This is a genomic window from Loktanella sp. S4079 (assembly GCF_000967725.1).
Classification (GTDB): Bacteria; Pseudomonadota; Alphaproteobacteria; order Rhodobacterales; family Rhodobacteraceae; genus Yoonia.
On sequence record NZ_JXYE01000002.1, the window covers coordinates 156,632 to 172,169 of the forward strand.

Here is a 15,538-nt window from a genome sequence, read left to right on the forward strand (position 1 = left end):
TTACCGCTTCTCTGAGAAGGTGAACATGGATTGCAGAGCATACATAACCCGGTCGAGCATGAACCCGATGATACCGATGGTCAGAACAGCAACCATGATTTTAGCAAGCGATTGCGAAGAGCCGTTTTGGAATTCATCCCAGACGAATTTGCCAAGACCAGGGTTCTGCGCCAGCATTTCAGCGGCAATCAAAACCATCCAGCCAACACCCAGCGACAGGCGCAGACCTGTAAAGATCAGTGGCAGCGCAGAAGGCAGAACCAACTTAGTGATCTTGGTGTAGGTGTTCATTTTCAGAACTTTTGAAACAGAAACCAGATCCTTGTCGATGCTAGCCACACCAAGCGCGGTGTTGATCAGCGTGGGCCACAGTGAACAAAGGGTCACGGTGATCGCCGAGACAAGGAATGATTTTGAGAACATCCCGTCGTTTGTCGCGTAAACGGCGGATACGACCATCGTCACAATCGGCAACCAAGCGAGGGGTGATACCGGTTTAAAGATTTGGATCATTGGGTTCAGCGCAGCGTTTGCTGTGGGGCTAAGGCCGGCCATGATACCCAGTGGGATCGCAACGACAGAGGCAATCAAAAAGCCAAAGAATACGGTTTTGATCGAGGTCCAAATTTGGTCGTAATAAGTCGGTTTACCTGTGTAGGGGCGGTCGCGAACCTTATCCATATCTCCATTCGCGATATGCTCGGCGTTGCGGGCTTCTTGGCGCTCGTAAAAGGCGGCTTCTTTTTCGCCTTCGCGGATCGCATCGGCGTGCAGATTGCCAACTTGTTCCCAAACTTGGGCAGGGCCGGGGATCGCACCGAGAGACGTTTGAACCTTGGGCGCCAGCGTGCCCCAAGCAATCAGGAAAATACCAATCGCAAGGACCGGAACCCCAAGCAAACGCCAGATTTCTGAAACCTGTGCGCGCGGGTTATCACCTGCGATGGCCTTAAGAATAGGGGTCACCCAAGACAGGCCCAAAACTTGGAACCATGCGTCTGCCTTGTTGATCCTTGTAAAACGGCGAGCGCGGCGTGCCTCGGCGTCAAGGGTATCTGGGTCGATTGCGGTCATGATGCTGTTGTCCTGTGGTCTGTAAGGGCAAGAGAGGGTCCCACCCCCAAGCGTGGGGGTGGGGATTTATGGTGGTTAGCCTTGGATTTCGTTACCAACGATGATCTGCTCGCCTTTGAGGCCGATTGGCAGGCTGTCCAGATATGCGTTTGGTGTGCGGCCGTCGTATGGAATGCCGTCGATGATATCTTCTGCAGGTGTTGGGGCCTTGAAGCCGTCTGTATCCCAAGGGAAGTCAGCTTCGTTTGCCATACCTTCGTCAACCAGCAGACGTGCAGCTTGCAGATAGATGTCTGGGCGATACACATTTTGAGCTGTTTCGATGAACCATTCGTCAGACTTTGGCTCGGCGATTTGGCCCCAGCGGCGCATCTGCGTCAGATACCAGATGGCATCTGAATAGTAGGGGTAGGTCGCGTTGTAACGGAAGAACACGTTAAAGTCTGGCACTTCACGAACGTCGCCTTTTTCGTACTCGAAAGTACCAGTCATAGAGTTCGCGATCACTTCGTAATCTGCGCCAACATATTCAGACCGCGCCAGAATTTCGACGGCTTCTTCGCGGTTGGCGTTGTCGTTTTCATCCAGCCACATCGCTGCACGGATCAGGGCTTTGGTCAGTGCCAATGTGGTATTTGGGTTTTCCTCGACAAATTCTGCAGACAGGCCAAAGACTTTCTCTGGGTTGTTTTTCCACAGTTCATAGTCAGTGATGACGGGAACGCCGATGCCTTTGAATACCGCAGCTTGGTTCCATGGCTCACCCACGCAGTAACCAAAGATTGTACCCGCTTCGAGCGTTGCAGGCATCTGCGGAGGAGGTGTCACAGAGAGCAAGACGTCAGCACCAATTTGCCCGCTAATGTCGTCGCTCGAATAATAGCCAGGCTCGATCCCGCCAGCGGCCAGCCAGTAGCGCAGTTCGTAGTTGTGTGTCGAAACCGGGAACACCATGCCCATGTTGAATGGGATACCTTGGTCCTTGTAATCTTCGACAACAGGGGCCAATGCGCTTGCGCTGATTGGGTGCTGCGGACGACCGTCATCCATCAAAGGAATATTTGGCTTCATCTGCTCCCAGATTTCGTTGGAAACCGTGATGCCGTTGCCGTTCAAGTCCATTGAGAAAGGTGTCACGATATGTGCTTCGGTACCAAAGCCGATCGTTGCGGCCAATGGCTGACCGGCGAGCATATGCGCACCGTCAAGCTGGCCATCAATCACGCCGTCCAGCAAAACTTTCCAGTTTGCTTGCGCTTCCAGCGTGACATAGAGGCCTTCGTCTTCGAAGTAGCCGTTTTCGTAGGCCACAGCCAAAGGCGCCATGTCTGTCAGCTTGATGAAGCCGAATGTCAGGTCTTCTTTTTCAAGGTCAAGCGTTTGACCAATCGCTGTGGTGCCAAGAAGAACACTGGCTGTAAGCGCTAGTGGGAGGGTCTTTAGCATTTTCGCGGTCCTTTCCGAGTTTCGCGGCAAAATGAAAAAAGCCGCCCGATAGATCCGCGCAGGGAGGATTGCGCAGAGGTACCGAGCGGCTTTGCTCAAATATGATGTCGCCATTCCGTGGAGACATTTTAAAAAAGACGTCATTGCCTTTGTTGAGACCCATCATGGGCGATTGGCAGGGCTATTCAAGCTGATGGGTAAACGGATCGTTTCGAAAATGCTGCGGTACAGCATTTGCACATTTTTTAATCAGTCTTCGGCGTCGAAGTCGAATATCGCGCCATCAAAGAATGCGTCTGGACCCAGAATCAGCTGCCCTTTTGTCGACTTCACAGCCAGAGGATTCTTGAGGGCACCCTCTACCTTGGCTGATGCACCCGGCATGTCGACACCCAGCGCTGATAGGTTTCCACGGTACAGATCAGAGCGAAAACACGCCTTGCCGCGACGTGTTGCTTCGTCTTGATCTAGTCCACACCACGCAGCGATCCGTTCCGAAATCCACGCGGCCTGACTGCGCCACGGAAAGTTGGCTGCATTGTTGTTAAAAAACAGAAAATGTGGGGGCGAGACAGGTTTTGCGCCCAAGCATGGTACGATTTGTGCGGAAATCGCGGGGTCAATTGCCTCATGCGGAAGGTCAATATGTTGGCTGCGGGCAAGTATCTCGACGGCCAGCGGTTTGTTCCCCGGATCATCAAGCCATTGCGTCGCGCGATAGATCGCGCGCATCAGACCGTTGCACAGGGTTGGGTTCTGTTCGATCCAGTCGCGCGTGGCGCCCAGTACTTTCTCGGGGGCAAATTGCCAAATGGACGAACCCGGTAGGATCAGGCTGGCTACACCTTGCTGCACTGCGGCAGTCCCCCACGGTTCGCCGACGCAAAACATGTCTAGGGTGCCGTTGGACACCGCCTGAGCCATGCGCGGGGGCGGCACAGTAATAATTTCGACGCGTTTGCTGCGGAATGAAGGGTGCACTGATAACCAGTGTTCCAGCAGCATCCGGTGCATCGAAAATGGGAAGGGAATACCAATGCGGATGGTTTTGCGCCCCGATGCAAATAACGCCGTAGCCGCCGCTGCTGGGCTCTCGAAATCGCTGCTCCAGCCAGTTTTTTCCATATCCCGCGCAAGATCATTAGAGACACCAATGACGGTCCCGTTCACCGAAAGAACCATAAGAGCGTCAACATTCGTGGGCATCCCGCTTTGGCCCAATGTCATCGCGATTGGCATGGGGGACAGCATATGTGCCACATCAATCTGACCCAGTGCCAGCAAGTCGCGCAAAGCGGACCATGACGGTTGTTTAATCAGTTGCAGATTGATGCCTTCATCCTGCGCAAAGAGCAGTTCGCGCGCGATGATAAGCGGGGCTGCGTCGATAAGGGGCAGAAAGCCGCATGTGACCGTGTGCTCGTTCATCCCAGCAAATCCGCCGCTGTAACCAACGCCTGCGCCACATCAATGACTTTGCGGCCCTGATCCATCGCTGTTTTGCGCAAGAGGCTATAGGCCTCTTCTTCGGTGACACCGCGCGCATTCATCAAAAGCCCTTTGGCGCGGTCAATCGTCTTGCGATCCGTCAGAGCCTGTTTCGCGGCATCAAGTTCATGCCGCATACGCTCAACCATTTTGAAACGTGCGATAGCCGTCTCAAGAACTGGTTTAATGCGATTTTTCTGAAGTCCGTCAACGACATAGGCGCTCACCCCGGCCGAGATAGCCGCATGGGTCAATTCGGCGTCCGATCTATCAACGAACATTGCGACAGGGCGAGACTGGGCAGAGGACACATTGCCGATATGCTCGAGCGTATCCCGATCAGGATGGGCCAGATCAATCAGTACAATGTCAGGGTCAACTTCGTTCAGTTTTGGCGCCAGCGCCGAAACGTCCGATACAACAAACACGTTTCCCCATCCACCTTCTTTGAGTGCGTCAATAATATCTTGGGCACGCGTGGCATCAGGTTCAACAACCAGAATCTTAAGAGCTACGTCCATAGCGATGAACTAGCACATTGATCGGGGTGGGGTAGCCGTACCAGCAGTTTCGCTGAAGCGCATTTCGCAATGATTAAAATGACGTCATGTTGGTGGCGTTGTGCTGAATTTGGGTGCATCTATCGCATTGATTTGCGTTTTTCCGCGATTGCCTCGTCGACTTTTGACTTAAAGCTAAGTGTCGCGCCTCGCATCATCTCTAGCATCTCAGGATATGACTTGCCGTTGTCCAATTCGTCGAACCAGTTCGATGGTGACGCAAAGTGTGGCGCAAGGCGATAGCCCTTAAATTTGTTCGAAAATGGTACGCAGATAGTTTTGCGCCCCATTAGCAGTGCCCAATAAACACCATGGTATGAATTTGAAACCACCGTCTGGCCACTTGCAATGAACGAGAGAGCTTCGTCGAGAGAGCCACACAGGTTATCTTTCACTGGGATATGGTCTGGTACTTGGAGCTTCATCTTAGGAGATTTTCCAGCATGACTGTAAAATACAACTTCGTGCGTTGGCTCTGTAACTTTGTCGAAAAGCGGCGACATGCAGCTAGGGCAGGGCGCATAGGTGTATCGATTGTCGCCATAATCACGTGAACCGATGATATCCATTTTGCGCTTGGAACGCATATGCCGGGGCGAGATCGGAAATGTTTGGTTTGTTCCAACACCCCAAGCAATATTAAGTGCGCTCTGCTCGCGCATGACACCGGCGTACCGCGACAGCCCGCCAAACACCTGACCACCACCATAAATACCAATATCATAGCTCGGCGTGTCATCCTTGCGCAGGTCAGAAACTGTCGCATCACCCCAGTCAAAGTAATCATAAGGCGAACAGGAGCGATCACCGACATTTGGTGTGTCGCGCAAATGCTGAAAGTGAATTTTCATGGCAGTTTCCTGTCTGACTTGCGGATGCGCCCGTTTTTGAGGAGCCACCAAGCGCGCCGAAAGTAGTTGGCAGCCTTTAGCCGATAGTGAGGAAGACGCTGGTGCCATTTGAATTTATTGACCAAGCCAAAATTCGTTCCGGTAATTGAGCTCACGTCACCATCGTCGACGTGGCTTGAGAAGGGTTCCAAACCCATTTGACGGAAATCATGTTTGAAGAAGCGATTGAGTTCGTGATCAAAAGCACGTGTTTGGGGCCACAGGTTCGGAAGTAGACGTTCGGCGACCTCTTTGTGAATCAAATAAGTCGCGTTGCCAGTGAACGGGCCGATATAGGCGTTGAGTGTGTATTTCCCAAGCTTCCCTTGTGCGATTGGCAGTTTCGCACGGATGCAATTGAACCTCACGGTATCCCAATGGGCGCTGCCAGCGAGCGCTGCATCTAAGCTTTCGAGGAAGTCGTCATGAAAAACGACATCATCTTCTAGGATCAGGGCGACTTTATGATCCGATTGAATAAATGCATCCCATACAGCGAGATGGCTCGCGTAGCATCCCATCTTTCCGGGGAGGATCGGGCTGCCCATATTCCGCGCGTAGGCGTCAGCATCGGCGCGTGTGGCAAGTTCTTCAGCATGGTCCTTGCCGTAGATCGCAGGGAACCGCGTATAGGAAAGCCCCAAAGCGCTAAGCTGTTCTTGCATTTTTGTTAGGCGCTCGGAGTCGCGATCAAGATTGATCAACCAAATGCCAAGGTCCGCGCGGGTTAATGGCTCAGCCATTGAGGTCATTCCAGGTTAGTTGCGTGTTGCGCGTGACGGCGCGTGTCAGCGTTTTCCCGATCACTTTGTCAAAGTCGTAACCTGCAATCTCCCCAGAACCGGGGCGGCGTGCCCAGATGTCGGCTTCGGTGATGACATGGCCAGCAGGAAGGTCTCGATCAGCTACGACACTGGCGCGCGCAAAGCGATAGACGTCTTCTTCGGCGCTGGTACGCTGTTTTGGGTTCATCAGCGCCGTATGAATTTCGCGGGAACGGTCAATGATATGGCGCAGTTCAGACGGGTCCATCGAATTGATGATATCCGGGCCTTTGCGGTAGCGGGTATCGGTGTAGTGACGCTCTAGAATGCAGGCACCAAGAGCAACGGACGCGAGCGCCATTTCCGGCCCAATTGAATGGTCTGAGAAACCGACAACCGCGTTCGGGAATGCTGTTTTAAGGTCCGTAACCCCTTGCAGTGATACGATTTCAGGCGGCGATGGGTAGAGGTTTGTGCATTCGAGCAGCGCGTAGTCTATACCAGCATCTTCGAGAATTTGGACGGATGCGCGGATGCTGTCGATGCTTTGCATGCCTGTCGACATGATGACGGGTTTGCCCATACGCGCGATGTGACGGATCAGCGGTAGGTTGTCAGCCTCGCCAGACCCGATTTTGAACGCAGGAACATCCAGTTCATTTAGAAAATCTGCGGCGGCACGTGAAAACGGGGTCGATATCCAGATCATGCCGAGGCTCTCGGTATAGTCTTTCAGCGCCTTTTCGTCCTCAAGCGATAGCGCACAGGCAGCCATGACGTCCCAGATTGAAACGTCTGCGTTGGGAGGAAAGATTTGCTTGGCCTCTTCGGTCATCTCGTCTTCGATGATATGAGTCTGATGTTTGATCATTTCACAACCAGACGCAGCGGCAAGGCGCACCATTTCTTTGGCGACCTTAAGGTCACCACCGTGGTTGATACCAATTTCTGCAATAACCAAAGGCGGGTGTTCTGGTCCGATTTTGCGGCCTGCGATTTCCATTTGCGTGCTCCTGCGCATAGTCTTGGCATGGTTTTAGGGGCTTTGACGTGGCGGAGCAATTGTAGTCTTTGCATTGCAATGGGCGGTCACATAGTCCAAGTGAGGTGCGATTAGAAATGTTGAGCCTGTAATGATCCGTCGGATATTCCAGAAACTTGCCCAGAAAGAGAAAGACCTGCGTCAGTCTTTTGGGCACAATATCGTCGACCCGCAGGAGCGTAAACGCTCTGAATGGCATATGAATTGGCTTGACCATGGGATATTGCGTAAACGATGGCACAATTTTAGCGAGTTTGCTCCGGGTGCATATCGATCGAACCACCCCAACCACGTCCGTTTCAAAGCATATGCCGAGATGGGAATTAAGTCAGTGCTCAACCTGCGTGGAGTGGCAAAACAACCGCACTATCTATTTGAAGTTGAGAGTTGTGAGGACCTTGGACTTCACTTAGTCACCGCACATATGGCTGCCCGAAGCGCCCCAAGAGTCGAGCGTTTGCTCCAATTGATTGCAGCCTTTGAAACGATTGAACGGCCATTCTTGATGCATTGTAAGTCTGGTGCAGACCGAACTGGTCTTGCTGCGGCAATCTATTTGATGTTGTTCGAGGGGCAGTCCTTGGAAGATGCGCGTAAGCAGCTCAGCTTTCGGTATCTCCACATTCGCCGAACTAAGACTGGGATCCTTGATCATTTCCTGGATGTCTATGCAGAACGAAATGCACAATCCCCTATCGCGATCGATGAGTGGATCAAGACTGAATACGATCCTGACGCGCTGACCAAAAGTTTCGCTGAAAAGCAGGCCAATCTAAAGTTTTGGCAGGGGTGGCGCTAGGGGCAGCGAAAGAATTTAGCTAAATTCTTTCTATTTTGCTGGCGCACGCAATCCTTCGGCGATTTGTTTTCCCATGAGGTATTCGATCACGTCCCAGTCAAACGGGCTATCGACATCAAGGCTGCGTTCATTGGGTACGATGAGCGGGATCACGTGGCCTTCGAATAGGCGGGTCGCAACACGCAGGTACGAAGGTTTGACCACATAAACCAATCCGACGTGATCGTAGACCATTGGAGCCTGTTGGCGGGCAACCACGCCGTGGGGCAGGGGTTTCGATACATGTAGCCCACCGGTTTCGTCCGTTTCCAGCATGTTGAAATAGGGGTTCTTGCGGCTTTCGCAGCAGGACATGACCATATCGGGCTGTTCTTTGAAAAACAGATCCAGCCCAGCATCGACATCTTCGGGCAGGCGCAGGGGCGATGTGCAATCCAGATCGAGGAATGCATCCGCCGGGCCGGTTTTCTTTTCGACCTCAAGCAGTGCGTGCTGCCAGACGTCCCATTTGGCGGCTGTATCGGTGGCGAGATGCGCAGGGCGCAACCCGATATCCAAAGTGCCGCGTTTGAGGCCATGTTCATACATCTTTGGGCAATCGGTCGACACCACCACGTGATCCACGCGGTCATTTTCGAACAGTTGATCTAGCGCCCAATCAATGAGGGGCTTGCCGTGCAAGTCACGAAAATTCTTGCCTGGGACACCTTTGCTGCCTGCGCGCGCGCCAATATGCCCGATGATCATGGCCTTGCTCCCTTAATCGCGTGTGCCAGCGAAACGTTCAGCCCATTCTTCGCGCTCTTCATCCGTGATTTTGCGGAACAGGTTTTCCGGGACTGTGAATGCGTGGCCTGCGGGCAGTGTTTCGACGGCTGCTGCGACATCTGCTGGCCAGCTATCATCAGTTGTCTGCATTGCCGCGATCATCGTTGCAGATGCGTCTGGAATGAACGGCGCAGAAAGTACGGCGTAAATCCGGATCAGGTTCAGTGCGAGCCGTACCTGCATTGCAGCGGTTTCTGGGTCGGTTTTGAATGTCGTCCAAGGCGCGTTGGCCTGTAGGTATTCGTTGCCAAGCACCCAAATCGCGCGCAGCTCGGCTGATGCTTTGCGGACTTCGATGGCTTCCATATGGGCCTCGTAAGTGCGGATGCGGGTCGTTAGATCGGCGATCAGCTGTTCTTCGGCAGGGCCGTAGGTGCCACCTGCAGGGACGTCTTCAGAGAATTTGGAACGGCAAAACTTAGTGATCCGGCTAACAAAATTACCAAGCACATCAGCAAGGTCCTTATTCACATCGGTTTGGAAGTTTTCCCATGTGAATTCAGCGTCTGACGATTCTGGTGCGTGCGACAAGAGCCACCAACGCCAGTAATCGGCAGATAGAATTTCAAGAGCCTGATCCATGAACACGCCGCGTCCACGCGAGGTGCTGAACTGACCGCCATCATAGTTCAGGTAGTTGAACGACTTGATGTAATCGACCAATTTCCATGGTTCTTTTGAGCCAAGGATCGTCGCTGGGAATGATAGCGTGTGGAAGGGCACGTTATCTTTACCCATGAACTGGGTGTAGGTGACGTCATCTGCACCTTTGTCGGTGCGCCACCAGCGTTCCCAATCGGTGCCTTTACCTGCGTCTTCCCATTCTTGGGCACAGGCGATGTATTCGATGGGCGCGTCGAACCAGACGTAGAACACTTTGCCTTCCATGCCGGGCCATTCTGCATCACCACGTTTGACGGGTACGCCCCAATCCAGATCGCGGGTGATGCCCCGGTCTTGCAGGCCGTCACCGTCATTCAGCCATTTTTTGGCGATGGATGTGGTCAGGATCGGCCAGTCAGCCTTGCTGTCGATCCAAGCTGCCAAGTCACCTTTTAGCTCTGACTGGCACAGGTACAGGTGTTTTGTTTCGCGGACTTCCAGATCGGTTGAACCGGAAATTGTGGAGTGCGCGTCGATCAGGTCGGTTGGGTCCAGCTGCTTGGTGCAGTTGTCGCATTGGTCGCCACGGGCCGAGTCAAAACCACAGTTGGGGCAGGTGCCCTCGATGTAGCGGTCGGGTAGGAAACGACCGTCAGCGTTTGAGTAGACCTGTTCCTCGGTGACTTCGCGGATTAGGCCCATATCGGCCAAACGACCAGCAAAGGCTTGGGTCAGTTTTTGGTTTTGCGGGCTGGATGAGCGGCCAAAGTGATCAAACGAAAGCCCAAATCCATCGGCGATCTTTGCCTGTACCTCGTGCATTTCGGCGCAGTATTCGGCGACAGGCTTGCCTGCCTTGGCTGCGGCTAGCTCAGCGGGGGTACCGTGTTCATCGGTCGCGCATAGGAACAAAACTTCGTGACCGCGCGCACGCTGGTAGCGGGCAAAAAGGTCAGCGGGCAGCTGGCTGCCAACAAGGTTACCAAGGTGTTTAATCCCGTTGATATAGGGAATTGCAGACGTAATGAGGTGACGGGCCATCGTGGTTTTCCTATCAATTTGCGCCTATCTAACGGGGACTGGCACCAGATGCCAGATGTAGCAGCCATCTACTGGTATTGCACGTGTCTCATCGCTATGATTCGCGCACAACAACAAGATTGGGGCTTAACGTGAAGCAGTTTATTTTTGCAGCGGTTTGCGCTGTATCCGGAACAGGTGTTCTTGCGCAGGATTTTTATGCAGGTGGCACGCTCGATTATGCTCATCCGCATTCAGGTGACGCACAGACAGTCGGATCTCTCGTGGGCGGTATCGGCTGGAGCCAAGGGCGCTATGGGTATGGTGCCGAGGTCGAGCTAGGCGGGCATATAGGGGGCGATGCTGATTATGGTACGCAGCGCTTGCGTGGCTGGGGTACTTACGATTTGGGCCGTGTCGCGGGGCGGATTGCTGGCGGGATCACTGAATATGATCTGAACGCTGGCACGGCGAGCGGATACAATCTGGGCGTAGGTGTGGAAACCGCGTTTTCAGATCGTGTGACGCTGCGGGCAGAGTTTATCCGCGACTTTATGGAGGACAACTCTACCGCGGCTGTGACGACGACACGGATCGGCGCATTTTACAATTTTTGATGGTGTGTGGCGGAGCCCCTCCAAATAGGGGCTCTGCCTGCAATGCTATTGGGCCGTGTAGCCGCCATCGACCAGATGGTAGCTACCTGTGACAAAGCTGGCGTCATCTGAAAGCAAGAATAGCGTGAGCTTTGCCACCTCTTCGGGGGTGCCAAGGCGTTTTGTGGCATGCTGGCTGGCCAGATAAGCGGCTGTGGCCTCATCAAGGTTGTCATCCAAGAGCGGCGTTTTGATAAAGCCGGGTCCGACCGCGTTAACGCGGATGCCTTTGTCACCATACTCCAAAGCGGCGGATTTTGTCAGCCCAACAACCCCGTGTTTGGCAGCGACATAAGCACCCGAATTTGCGATCCCAACTGATCCCAAGACAGAGGCGATGTTCACGATGGACCCGCCGCCCGTTTCAAGCATTTTAGGGATACCATAGCGCACGCCATAAAAGACCCCGGACAGGTTGACGTCGATCACTTTTTGCCAGCTGTCGATCGGATAAGCACCCAGCGGTTCGGCAGCGCCACCGATCCCGGCATTATTGACCAGCATATCCAGCGATCCGCCAAAGTCAGCCGCAGTATCGACCATCTCTGCTACGTTTTGGGCGTTTGAAGTATCGACTTTGAATGCCTTAACATTGTCGCCCAGTTCTGTGGCGAGAGCGTCGGCGTGTTCAAGGTTTAGGTCTGCAATCAGAACCTTTGCGCCTGCCTGTACCAAACCTTCGACGATTGCCTTGCCGATACCAGAGCCGCCACCCGTGACAATTGCTGTTTTCCCGTTGAAATCATGTGGCATTTTGACTCTCCTTTAACTGATATCAATTCATGACTTACGTGGGGATTATCTTGGCGATTATGCAGGCCGTGGGCGCGCAGACCCTGTGCAGAGGTGAACAGCGTCGGGGCTGGGGTTGCGCAAACGAATTGTGTGATTAGGTTTGCGCTAACGCACTGCAAACAGGAATGACTTTATGAAAACCCTTCCACTTGGCCGCACTGACATTCACGTGACAGAATGGTGCCTGGGTACAATGACCTATGGCAATCAAACACCCGAAGACGACGCACACCGTCAAATTGATATGGCCCTGGAGGCCGGGATCAATTTTCTGGACACGGCAGAGGCCTATCCGGTGAACCCGATCAAGGCCGAAACAGTGGGGCATTCAGAGGAGATCGTGGGGAACTGGCTTGCCAAGACAGGCCGCCGTGATGAGGTGATCATCGCAACCAAAGTATCGGGTAACAATCCGGGATGGGTGCGCGACGGCAAAGGCTTTGACGGTGACAACATTCGTGAAACGGCCGAGGCGTCTTTGAAGCGGCTAAAGACCGATGTGATTGATCTGTACCAACTGCACTGGCCGGATCGCGGATCCTACATGTTCCGTCAGAACTGGAGTTTTGATCCATCTGGGCAGAGCCGCCAGAAAACCCTGGATCACATGATGGGCGTTCTGACAACGCTGGGCGATTTGGTCAAAGAAGGCAAAATCCGCGCGATTGGAACCTCGAACGAAAGTGCGTGGGGGATGACCAAGTGGGTTGATCTGGCCGAAGACGCAGGTCTGCCACGGATGGCATCGGTGCAGAATGAATATTCGCTCCTTTGTCGTTTGTACGACACCGATATGGCCGAGATGTCAGTGAACGAAGATGTGACGCTCTTGTCCTTTTCGCCACTGGCCTGCGGGTTGCTGACGGGCAAATATCAAAACGGCGCAGTGCCAGAGGGGAGCCGTATGGCGATCAACGGTGATCTGGGTGGTCGCAAATCTGAGCGCGTCTTTGATGCAACCCAAGCCTATCTGGATTTGGCTGCGAAACATGGGTTGGATCCGGTTCATATGTCCATGGCATGGCAGCGCACGCGCCCATTCCCCGTGTCCGCTATTTTCGGTGCGACCACAGCGACCCAGTTGGAGCAAATTCTGGCAGGCAAAGAAGTTGTGTTGAGCGAAGAAATCAACGCCGAGATTGATGCGCTGCAAAAAGCATATCCAATGCCTTTCTAAGTAGGGTGGATCAAGATCCACCCTACGGGGTGGGTCATTCGTTTAGCATCATGCGAAACGTTGGCCCGAAGGGGCCGGTGTTTTCTTGCCAGCCCATTGCGCGATAGGCAGCCGCTGCTGCGAGATTATCCGGAGCCGCACCAATGCATAGGCGCGAAGCCCCCTGCGACATCGCCCATGCACGCGACGCATTGACCAGTTTTTTGCCAATCCCCTGACCGCGCAGCGGTTCGCGGATGAACAAGTGAAAGACCCAAACGGTGTCTCCTGGTTCTGTTGGCTGCCAGCGTGTTTGCAAAGCTGCGTAGCCGACTGGCGCGTCATCTTTCCACGCGATCAACCCGTGCATCGGGCCATTTATAAATTGTGCTTGGGTGTCGGCCAGTCCGCGATGGCAGGTGTCTTTGTGAAAGGTGCAGAGCTCGCGGATCATGCCGAGCAGGGCCGGGATGTCTTTGGGGGTAACGTCTTGGATGGTAATCATTTTCGTCCTTACTGCCCGCAGTATGGACGATGATATTCAGCGCCCATCTGGGGCGCTGCTGAGGTTAATTTGAAATCACAAATTCACCTGCCGCCCAAAGGTTTGGACAGTAAAATAGGCTGCGGCAAGGTTCATTGGTGTTTTCATACGGCGACCTTGCCGTGATTAGTTGTGCAGTGTCAACAATTTGGCTTGCTGAACGGGACGATCTGCGAAACTGTGCCTGAGAAAGGAGCCGCAATGCCGCTGACTATGAACCGAGAGGTCTTTATCACTTGCGCCGTGACCGGGTCTGGCGCGACCCAAGATCGTAGCCCACATGTGCCGCGTTCGCCTGAACAGATCGCTGCAAGCGCGATTGACGCGGCTAAAGCAGGCGCAGCGATCGTCCATTGCCACGTACGCGACCCAGATACGGGCGCGCCTTCGCGTCGGTTGGATTTGTATCGCGAGGTGACAGATCGCATCCGGGATGCTGAGGTTGATGTCATCTTAAACCTGACGGCAGGGATGGGCGGCGATATCGTGTTTGGCGGCGTTGAGACACCATTTCCAACCACGGACGGCACGGACATGGTCGGCGCCTCTGAACGTGTGGCCCATATTGCGCAGTGTCTGCCGGAAATCTGCACGCTTGACTGCGGAACCATGAATTTCGCCGAGGCAGATTACGTCATGACCAATACCCCCGGCATGTTGGTCGCGATGGGGCAAAAGATGACTGCGCTGGGCGTAAAACCCGAGATCGAGGCTTTTGATACCGGGCATTTGTGGTACGCAAAACAACTGGTCAAAGATGGGGTGCTTGATAGTCCCGCACTTGTGCAACTGTGTATGGGGGTGCCTTGGGGTGCGCCTGACGATTTGAATACCTTCATGGCAATGGTGAATAACGTGCCAGATGATTGGACCTTTAGTGCATTTGGGCTTGGCCGCCACCAAATGCCCTATGTCGCAGCGAGCGTATTAGCCGGGGGGAATGTGCGTGTCGGGCTCGAGGACAACTTGATGCTGGATCGCGGCGTTTTGGCGACCAATGCCCAGTTGGTCGAACGCGCCGTCGGTCTTGTTGAAAACCTTGGTGCGCGGGTCATCGGCCCAGAAGAGGTACGCAAAAAACTTGGCCTGACAAAACGGGCTCCGGTTCGCGCATGAGATACGTTTTCGCCCTTTTGATGTTGGCTGCTTGTACACCTGCGCCGGTTTATCGCGATCCAACTGTCACGATTTCCTCGCAGGCATTGTTTGATCCAGCACGCTATGCGGGGCTGTGGCACGAAGTTGCGCGGTTTCCCAATGCGTTTGAACGCGACTGCGTGACAGCGACCGCGGAATATGGTTTGCGTGCCGACGGGCTGCTTTCTGTGCTGAACATCTGTCGCAGCGCAGATGGAACCGAGATCTCGCGCATTAATGGGAACGCAGAAATCACAGGACCGGGGCGTCTGGTTGTGCGTTTTGACAGCGTGCCGTTTGTGGCGGCTGACTACTGGGTGCTCTGGGTGGATGAAGGGTATCGAACGGCGGTTGTTGGCTCACCAAATGGCAAGACGGGCTGGATTTTGAACCGCGATCCTGAAATACCCCCGGATAGGTTGCGCGCAGCGCGTGAAGTTCTTGAATTTAATGGCTATGATTTGAGCCAGTTGCAGGAGGTATCCCCGTGAGAAAATTGATTATGGGATGTGTCGTTTTCTTGGCCGCATGTGAAGGCGGCGCAACAATGGGCGGAAGCCCCGGCATGCAAGAATATCTGGTGATCGGAAATCGCATGACATTTGAACAGTGTCGCGCGCGCGGTGGGTTGATCATTCGCGATCACGGTAGCCCAATGGTGGCCTGTGACCCTTCTGTCCGTGGTGAGCCAGTTCCAGCGGATGAATTTAATCACCCTACAGAATAAGGTTTTCGG

17 protein-coding genes are annotated in these 15,538 nt (G+C 53.8%); 6 read left to right on the forward strand and 11 right to left on the reverse strand.

Going from position 1 to position 15,538, the window contains the following annotated elements:
• The 7 genes from TW80_RS01805 to TW80_RS01835 form a co-directional block, all read right to left on the reverse strand.
• Positions 1–1,074 carry an ABC transporter permease gene (locus TW80_RS01805; protein ID WP_045995660.1) on the reverse strand — a complete coding sequence of 358 codons (1,074 nt, stop codon included), beginning with the start codon at positions 1,072–1,074 and terminating at the stop codon, positions 1–3.
• Positions 1,075–1,149: 75 nt separating this feature from the next.
• Positions 1,150–2,520, reverse strand: coding sequence for a CmpA/NrtA family ABC transporter substrate-binding protein (locus TW80_RS01810; protein ID WP_045996942.1), 1,371 nt, complete (start codon positions 2,518–2,520; stop codon positions 1,150–1,152).
• Positions 2,521–2,769: 249 nt separating this feature from the next.
• Positions 2,770–3,948 (reverse strand): CmpA/NrtA family ABC transporter substrate-binding protein, encoded by a 1,179-nt coding sequence (locus TW80_RS01815; protein WP_045995661.1) that lies wholly within the window; start codon positions 3,946–3,948, stop codon positions 2,770–2,772.
• A complete protein-coding gene (locus tag TW80_RS01820; RefSeq protein WP_045995662.1) occupies positions 3,945–4,529 on the reverse strand; it encodes an ANTAR domain-containing response regulator in 585 nt (194 codons plus the stop codon). The genes TW80_RS01815 and TW80_RS01820 overlap by 4 nt, the downstream gene beginning before the upstream one ends.
• A 119-nt stretch (positions 4,530–4,648) precedes the next feature.
• The gene (locus tag TW80_RS01825) at positions 4,649–5,419 is read right to left on the reverse strand and encodes a polysaccharide pyruvyl transferase family protein (protein ID WP_045995663.1); all 771 of its coding nucleotides are present in this window, start codon (positions 5,417–5,419) and stop codon (positions 4,649–4,651) included.
• Positions 5,416–6,201: a glycosyltransferase family 25 protein gene (locus TW80_RS01830; protein WP_045995664.1), complete on the reverse strand. Its 786-nt coding sequence runs from the start codon at positions 6,199–6,201 to the stop codon at positions 5,416–5,418. The genes TW80_RS01825 and TW80_RS01830 overlap by 4 nt, the downstream gene beginning before the upstream one ends.
• On the reverse strand, positions 6,194–7,225 hold the full coding sequence (locus TW80_RS01835) for an N-acetylneuraminate synthase family protein (RefSeq protein ID WP_045995665.1): 1,032 nt from the start codon (positions 7,223–7,225) through the stop codon (positions 6,194–6,196). The genes TW80_RS01830 and TW80_RS01835 overlap by 8 nt, the downstream gene beginning before the upstream one ends.
• Before the next feature lie 130 nt (positions 7,226–7,355).
• Here TW80_RS01835 and TW80_RS01840 point away from each other — a divergent pair, with 130 nt between their 5' ends.
• Entirely contained in the window at positions 7,356–8,063 is a 708-nt protein-coding gene (locus TW80_RS01840; protein ID WP_045995666.1) for a tyrosine-protein phosphatase, read from the forward strand.
• Between the two features lie 30 nt (positions 8,064–8,093).
• Here the strand turns inward: TW80_RS01840 and TW80_RS01845 are convergent, their stop codons facing one another.
• Positions 8,094–8,810 (reverse strand): acylneuraminate cytidylyltransferase family protein, encoded by a 717-nt coding sequence (locus TW80_RS01845; protein WP_045995667.1) that lies wholly within the window; start codon positions 8,808–8,810, stop codon positions 8,094–8,096.
• Positions 8,811–8,822: 12 nt separating this feature from the next.
• Positions 8,823–10,535: a methionine--tRNA ligase gene (gene metG, locus TW80_RS01850; RefSeq protein ID WP_045995668.1), complete on the reverse strand. Its 1,713-nt coding sequence runs from the start codon at positions 10,533–10,535 to the stop codon at positions 8,823–8,825.
• A gap of 131 nt (positions 10,536–10,666) precedes the next feature.
• Here metG and TW80_RS17545 point away from each other — a divergent pair, with 131 nt between their 5' ends.
• Complete coding sequence (locus TW80_RS17545; protein WP_157033187.1) at positions 10,667–11,131, forward strand: hypothetical protein; 465 nt, start codon at positions 10,667–10,669, stop codon at positions 11,129–11,131.
• Between the two features lie 45 nt (positions 11,132–11,176).
• Here TW80_RS17545 and TW80_RS01860 read toward each other — a convergent pair whose 3' ends face one another.
• Entirely contained in the window at positions 11,177–11,923 is a 747-nt protein-coding gene (locus TW80_RS01860; protein ID WP_045995669.1) for an SDR family NAD(P)-dependent oxidoreductase, read from the reverse strand.
• Positions 11,924–12,098: 175 nt separating this feature from the next.
• Between TW80_RS01860 and TW80_RS01865 the strand changes: the two genes are divergently transcribed.
• A complete protein-coding gene (locus TW80_RS01865; protein WP_045995670.1) occupies positions 12,099–13,142 on the forward strand; it encodes an aldo/keto reductase in 1,044 nt (347 codons plus the stop codon).
• A 34-nt stretch (positions 13,143–13,176) separates the two neighbouring features.
• On the opposite strand, the gene TW80_RS17550 is transcribed toward TW80_RS01865, so the two are convergent.
• On the reverse strand, positions 13,177–13,626 hold the full coding sequence (locus tag TW80_RS17550; RefSeq protein WP_052700863.1) for a GNAT family N-acetyltransferase: 450 nt from the start codon (positions 13,624–13,626) through the stop codon (positions 13,177–13,179).
• 240 nt (positions 13,627–13,866) lie between these two features.
• Between TW80_RS17550 and TW80_RS01875 the strand changes: the two genes are divergently transcribed.
• The 3 genes from TW80_RS01875 to TW80_RS01885 are packed head-to-tail and all read left to right on the forward strand — an operon-like array spanning position 13,867 to position 15,529.
• On the forward strand, positions 13,867–14,781 hold the full coding sequence (locus tag TW80_RS01875) for a 3-keto-5-aminohexanoate cleavage protein (RefSeq protein ID WP_045995671.1): 915 nt from the start codon (positions 13,867–13,869) through the stop codon (positions 14,779–14,781).
• Positions 14,778–15,293: a lipocalin family protein gene (locus TW80_RS01880; protein ID WP_045995672.1), complete on the forward strand. Its 516-nt coding sequence runs from the start codon at positions 14,778–14,780 to the stop codon at positions 15,291–15,293. The genes TW80_RS01875 and TW80_RS01880 overlap by 4 nt, the downstream gene beginning before the upstream one ends.
• Positions 15,290–15,529: a hypothetical protein gene (locus tag TW80_RS01885; protein ID WP_157033188.1), complete on the forward strand. Its 240-nt coding sequence runs from the start codon at positions 15,290–15,292 to the stop codon at positions 15,527–15,529. Before TW80_RS01880 ends, TW80_RS01885 begins: the two co-directional genes overlap by 4 nt.
• Positions 15,530–15,538 lie beyond the last annotated feature (9 nt).

Coding starts and splice junctions, on each gene's coding strand:
- TW80_RS01810 (WP_045996942.1), bottom strand. CDS start 2,520: ATGCTAAAGACCCTCCCACTAGCGCTTACAGCCAGTGTTCTTCTTGGC.
- TW80_RS01880 (WP_045995672.1), top strand. CDS start 14,778: ATGAGATACGTTTTCGCCCTTTTGATGTTGGCTGCTTGTACACCTGCG.
- TW80_RS01825 (WP_045995663.1), bottom strand. CDS start 5,419: ATGAAAATTCACTTTCAGCATTTGCGCGACACACCAAATGTCGGTGAT.
- TW80_RS01845 (WP_045995667.1), bottom strand. CDS start 8,810: ATGATCATCGGGCATATTGGCGCGCGCGCAGGCAGCAAAGGTGTCCCA.
- TW80_RS01865 (WP_045995670.1), top strand. CDS start 12,099: ATGAAAACCCTTCCACTTGGCCGCACTGACATTCACGTGACAGAATGG.
- TW80_RS17550 (WP_052700863.1), bottom strand. CDS start 13,626: ATGATTACCATCCAAGACGTTACCCCCAAAGACATCCCGGCCCTGCTC.
- TW80_RS01830 (WP_045995664.1), bottom strand. CDS start 6,201: ATGGCTGAGCCATTAACCCGCGCGGACCTTGGCATTTGGTTGATCAAT.
- TW80_RS01875 (WP_045995671.1), top strand. CDS start 13,867: ATGCCGCTGACTATGAACCGAGAGGTCTTTATCACTTGCGCCGTGACC.
- TW80_RS01805 (WP_045995660.1), bottom strand. CDS start 1,074: ATGACCGCAATCGACCCAGATACCCTTGACGCCGAGGCACGCCGCGCT.
- TW80_RS01835 (WP_045995665.1), bottom strand. CDS start 7,225: ATGGAAATCGCAGGCCGCAAAATCGGACCAGAACACCCGCCTTTGGTT.
- metG (WP_045995668.1), bottom strand. CDS start 10,535: ATGGCCCGTCACCTCATTACGTCTGCAATTCCCTATATCAACGGGATT.
- TW80_RS01860 (WP_045995669.1), bottom strand. CDS start 11,923: ATGCCACATGATTTCAACGGGAAAACAGCAATTGTCACGGGTGGCGGC.
- TW80_RS01840 (WP_045995666.1), top strand. CDS start 7,356: ATGATCCGTCGGATATTCCAGAAACTTGCCCAGAAAGAGAAAGACCTG.
- TW80_RS01820 (WP_045995662.1), bottom strand. CDS start 4,529: ATGGACGTAGCTCTTAAGATTCTGGTTGTTGAACCTGATGCCACGCGT.
- TW80_RS01815 (WP_045995661.1), bottom strand. CDS start 3,948: ATGAACGAGCACACGGTCACATGCGGCTTTCTGCCCCTTATCGACGCA.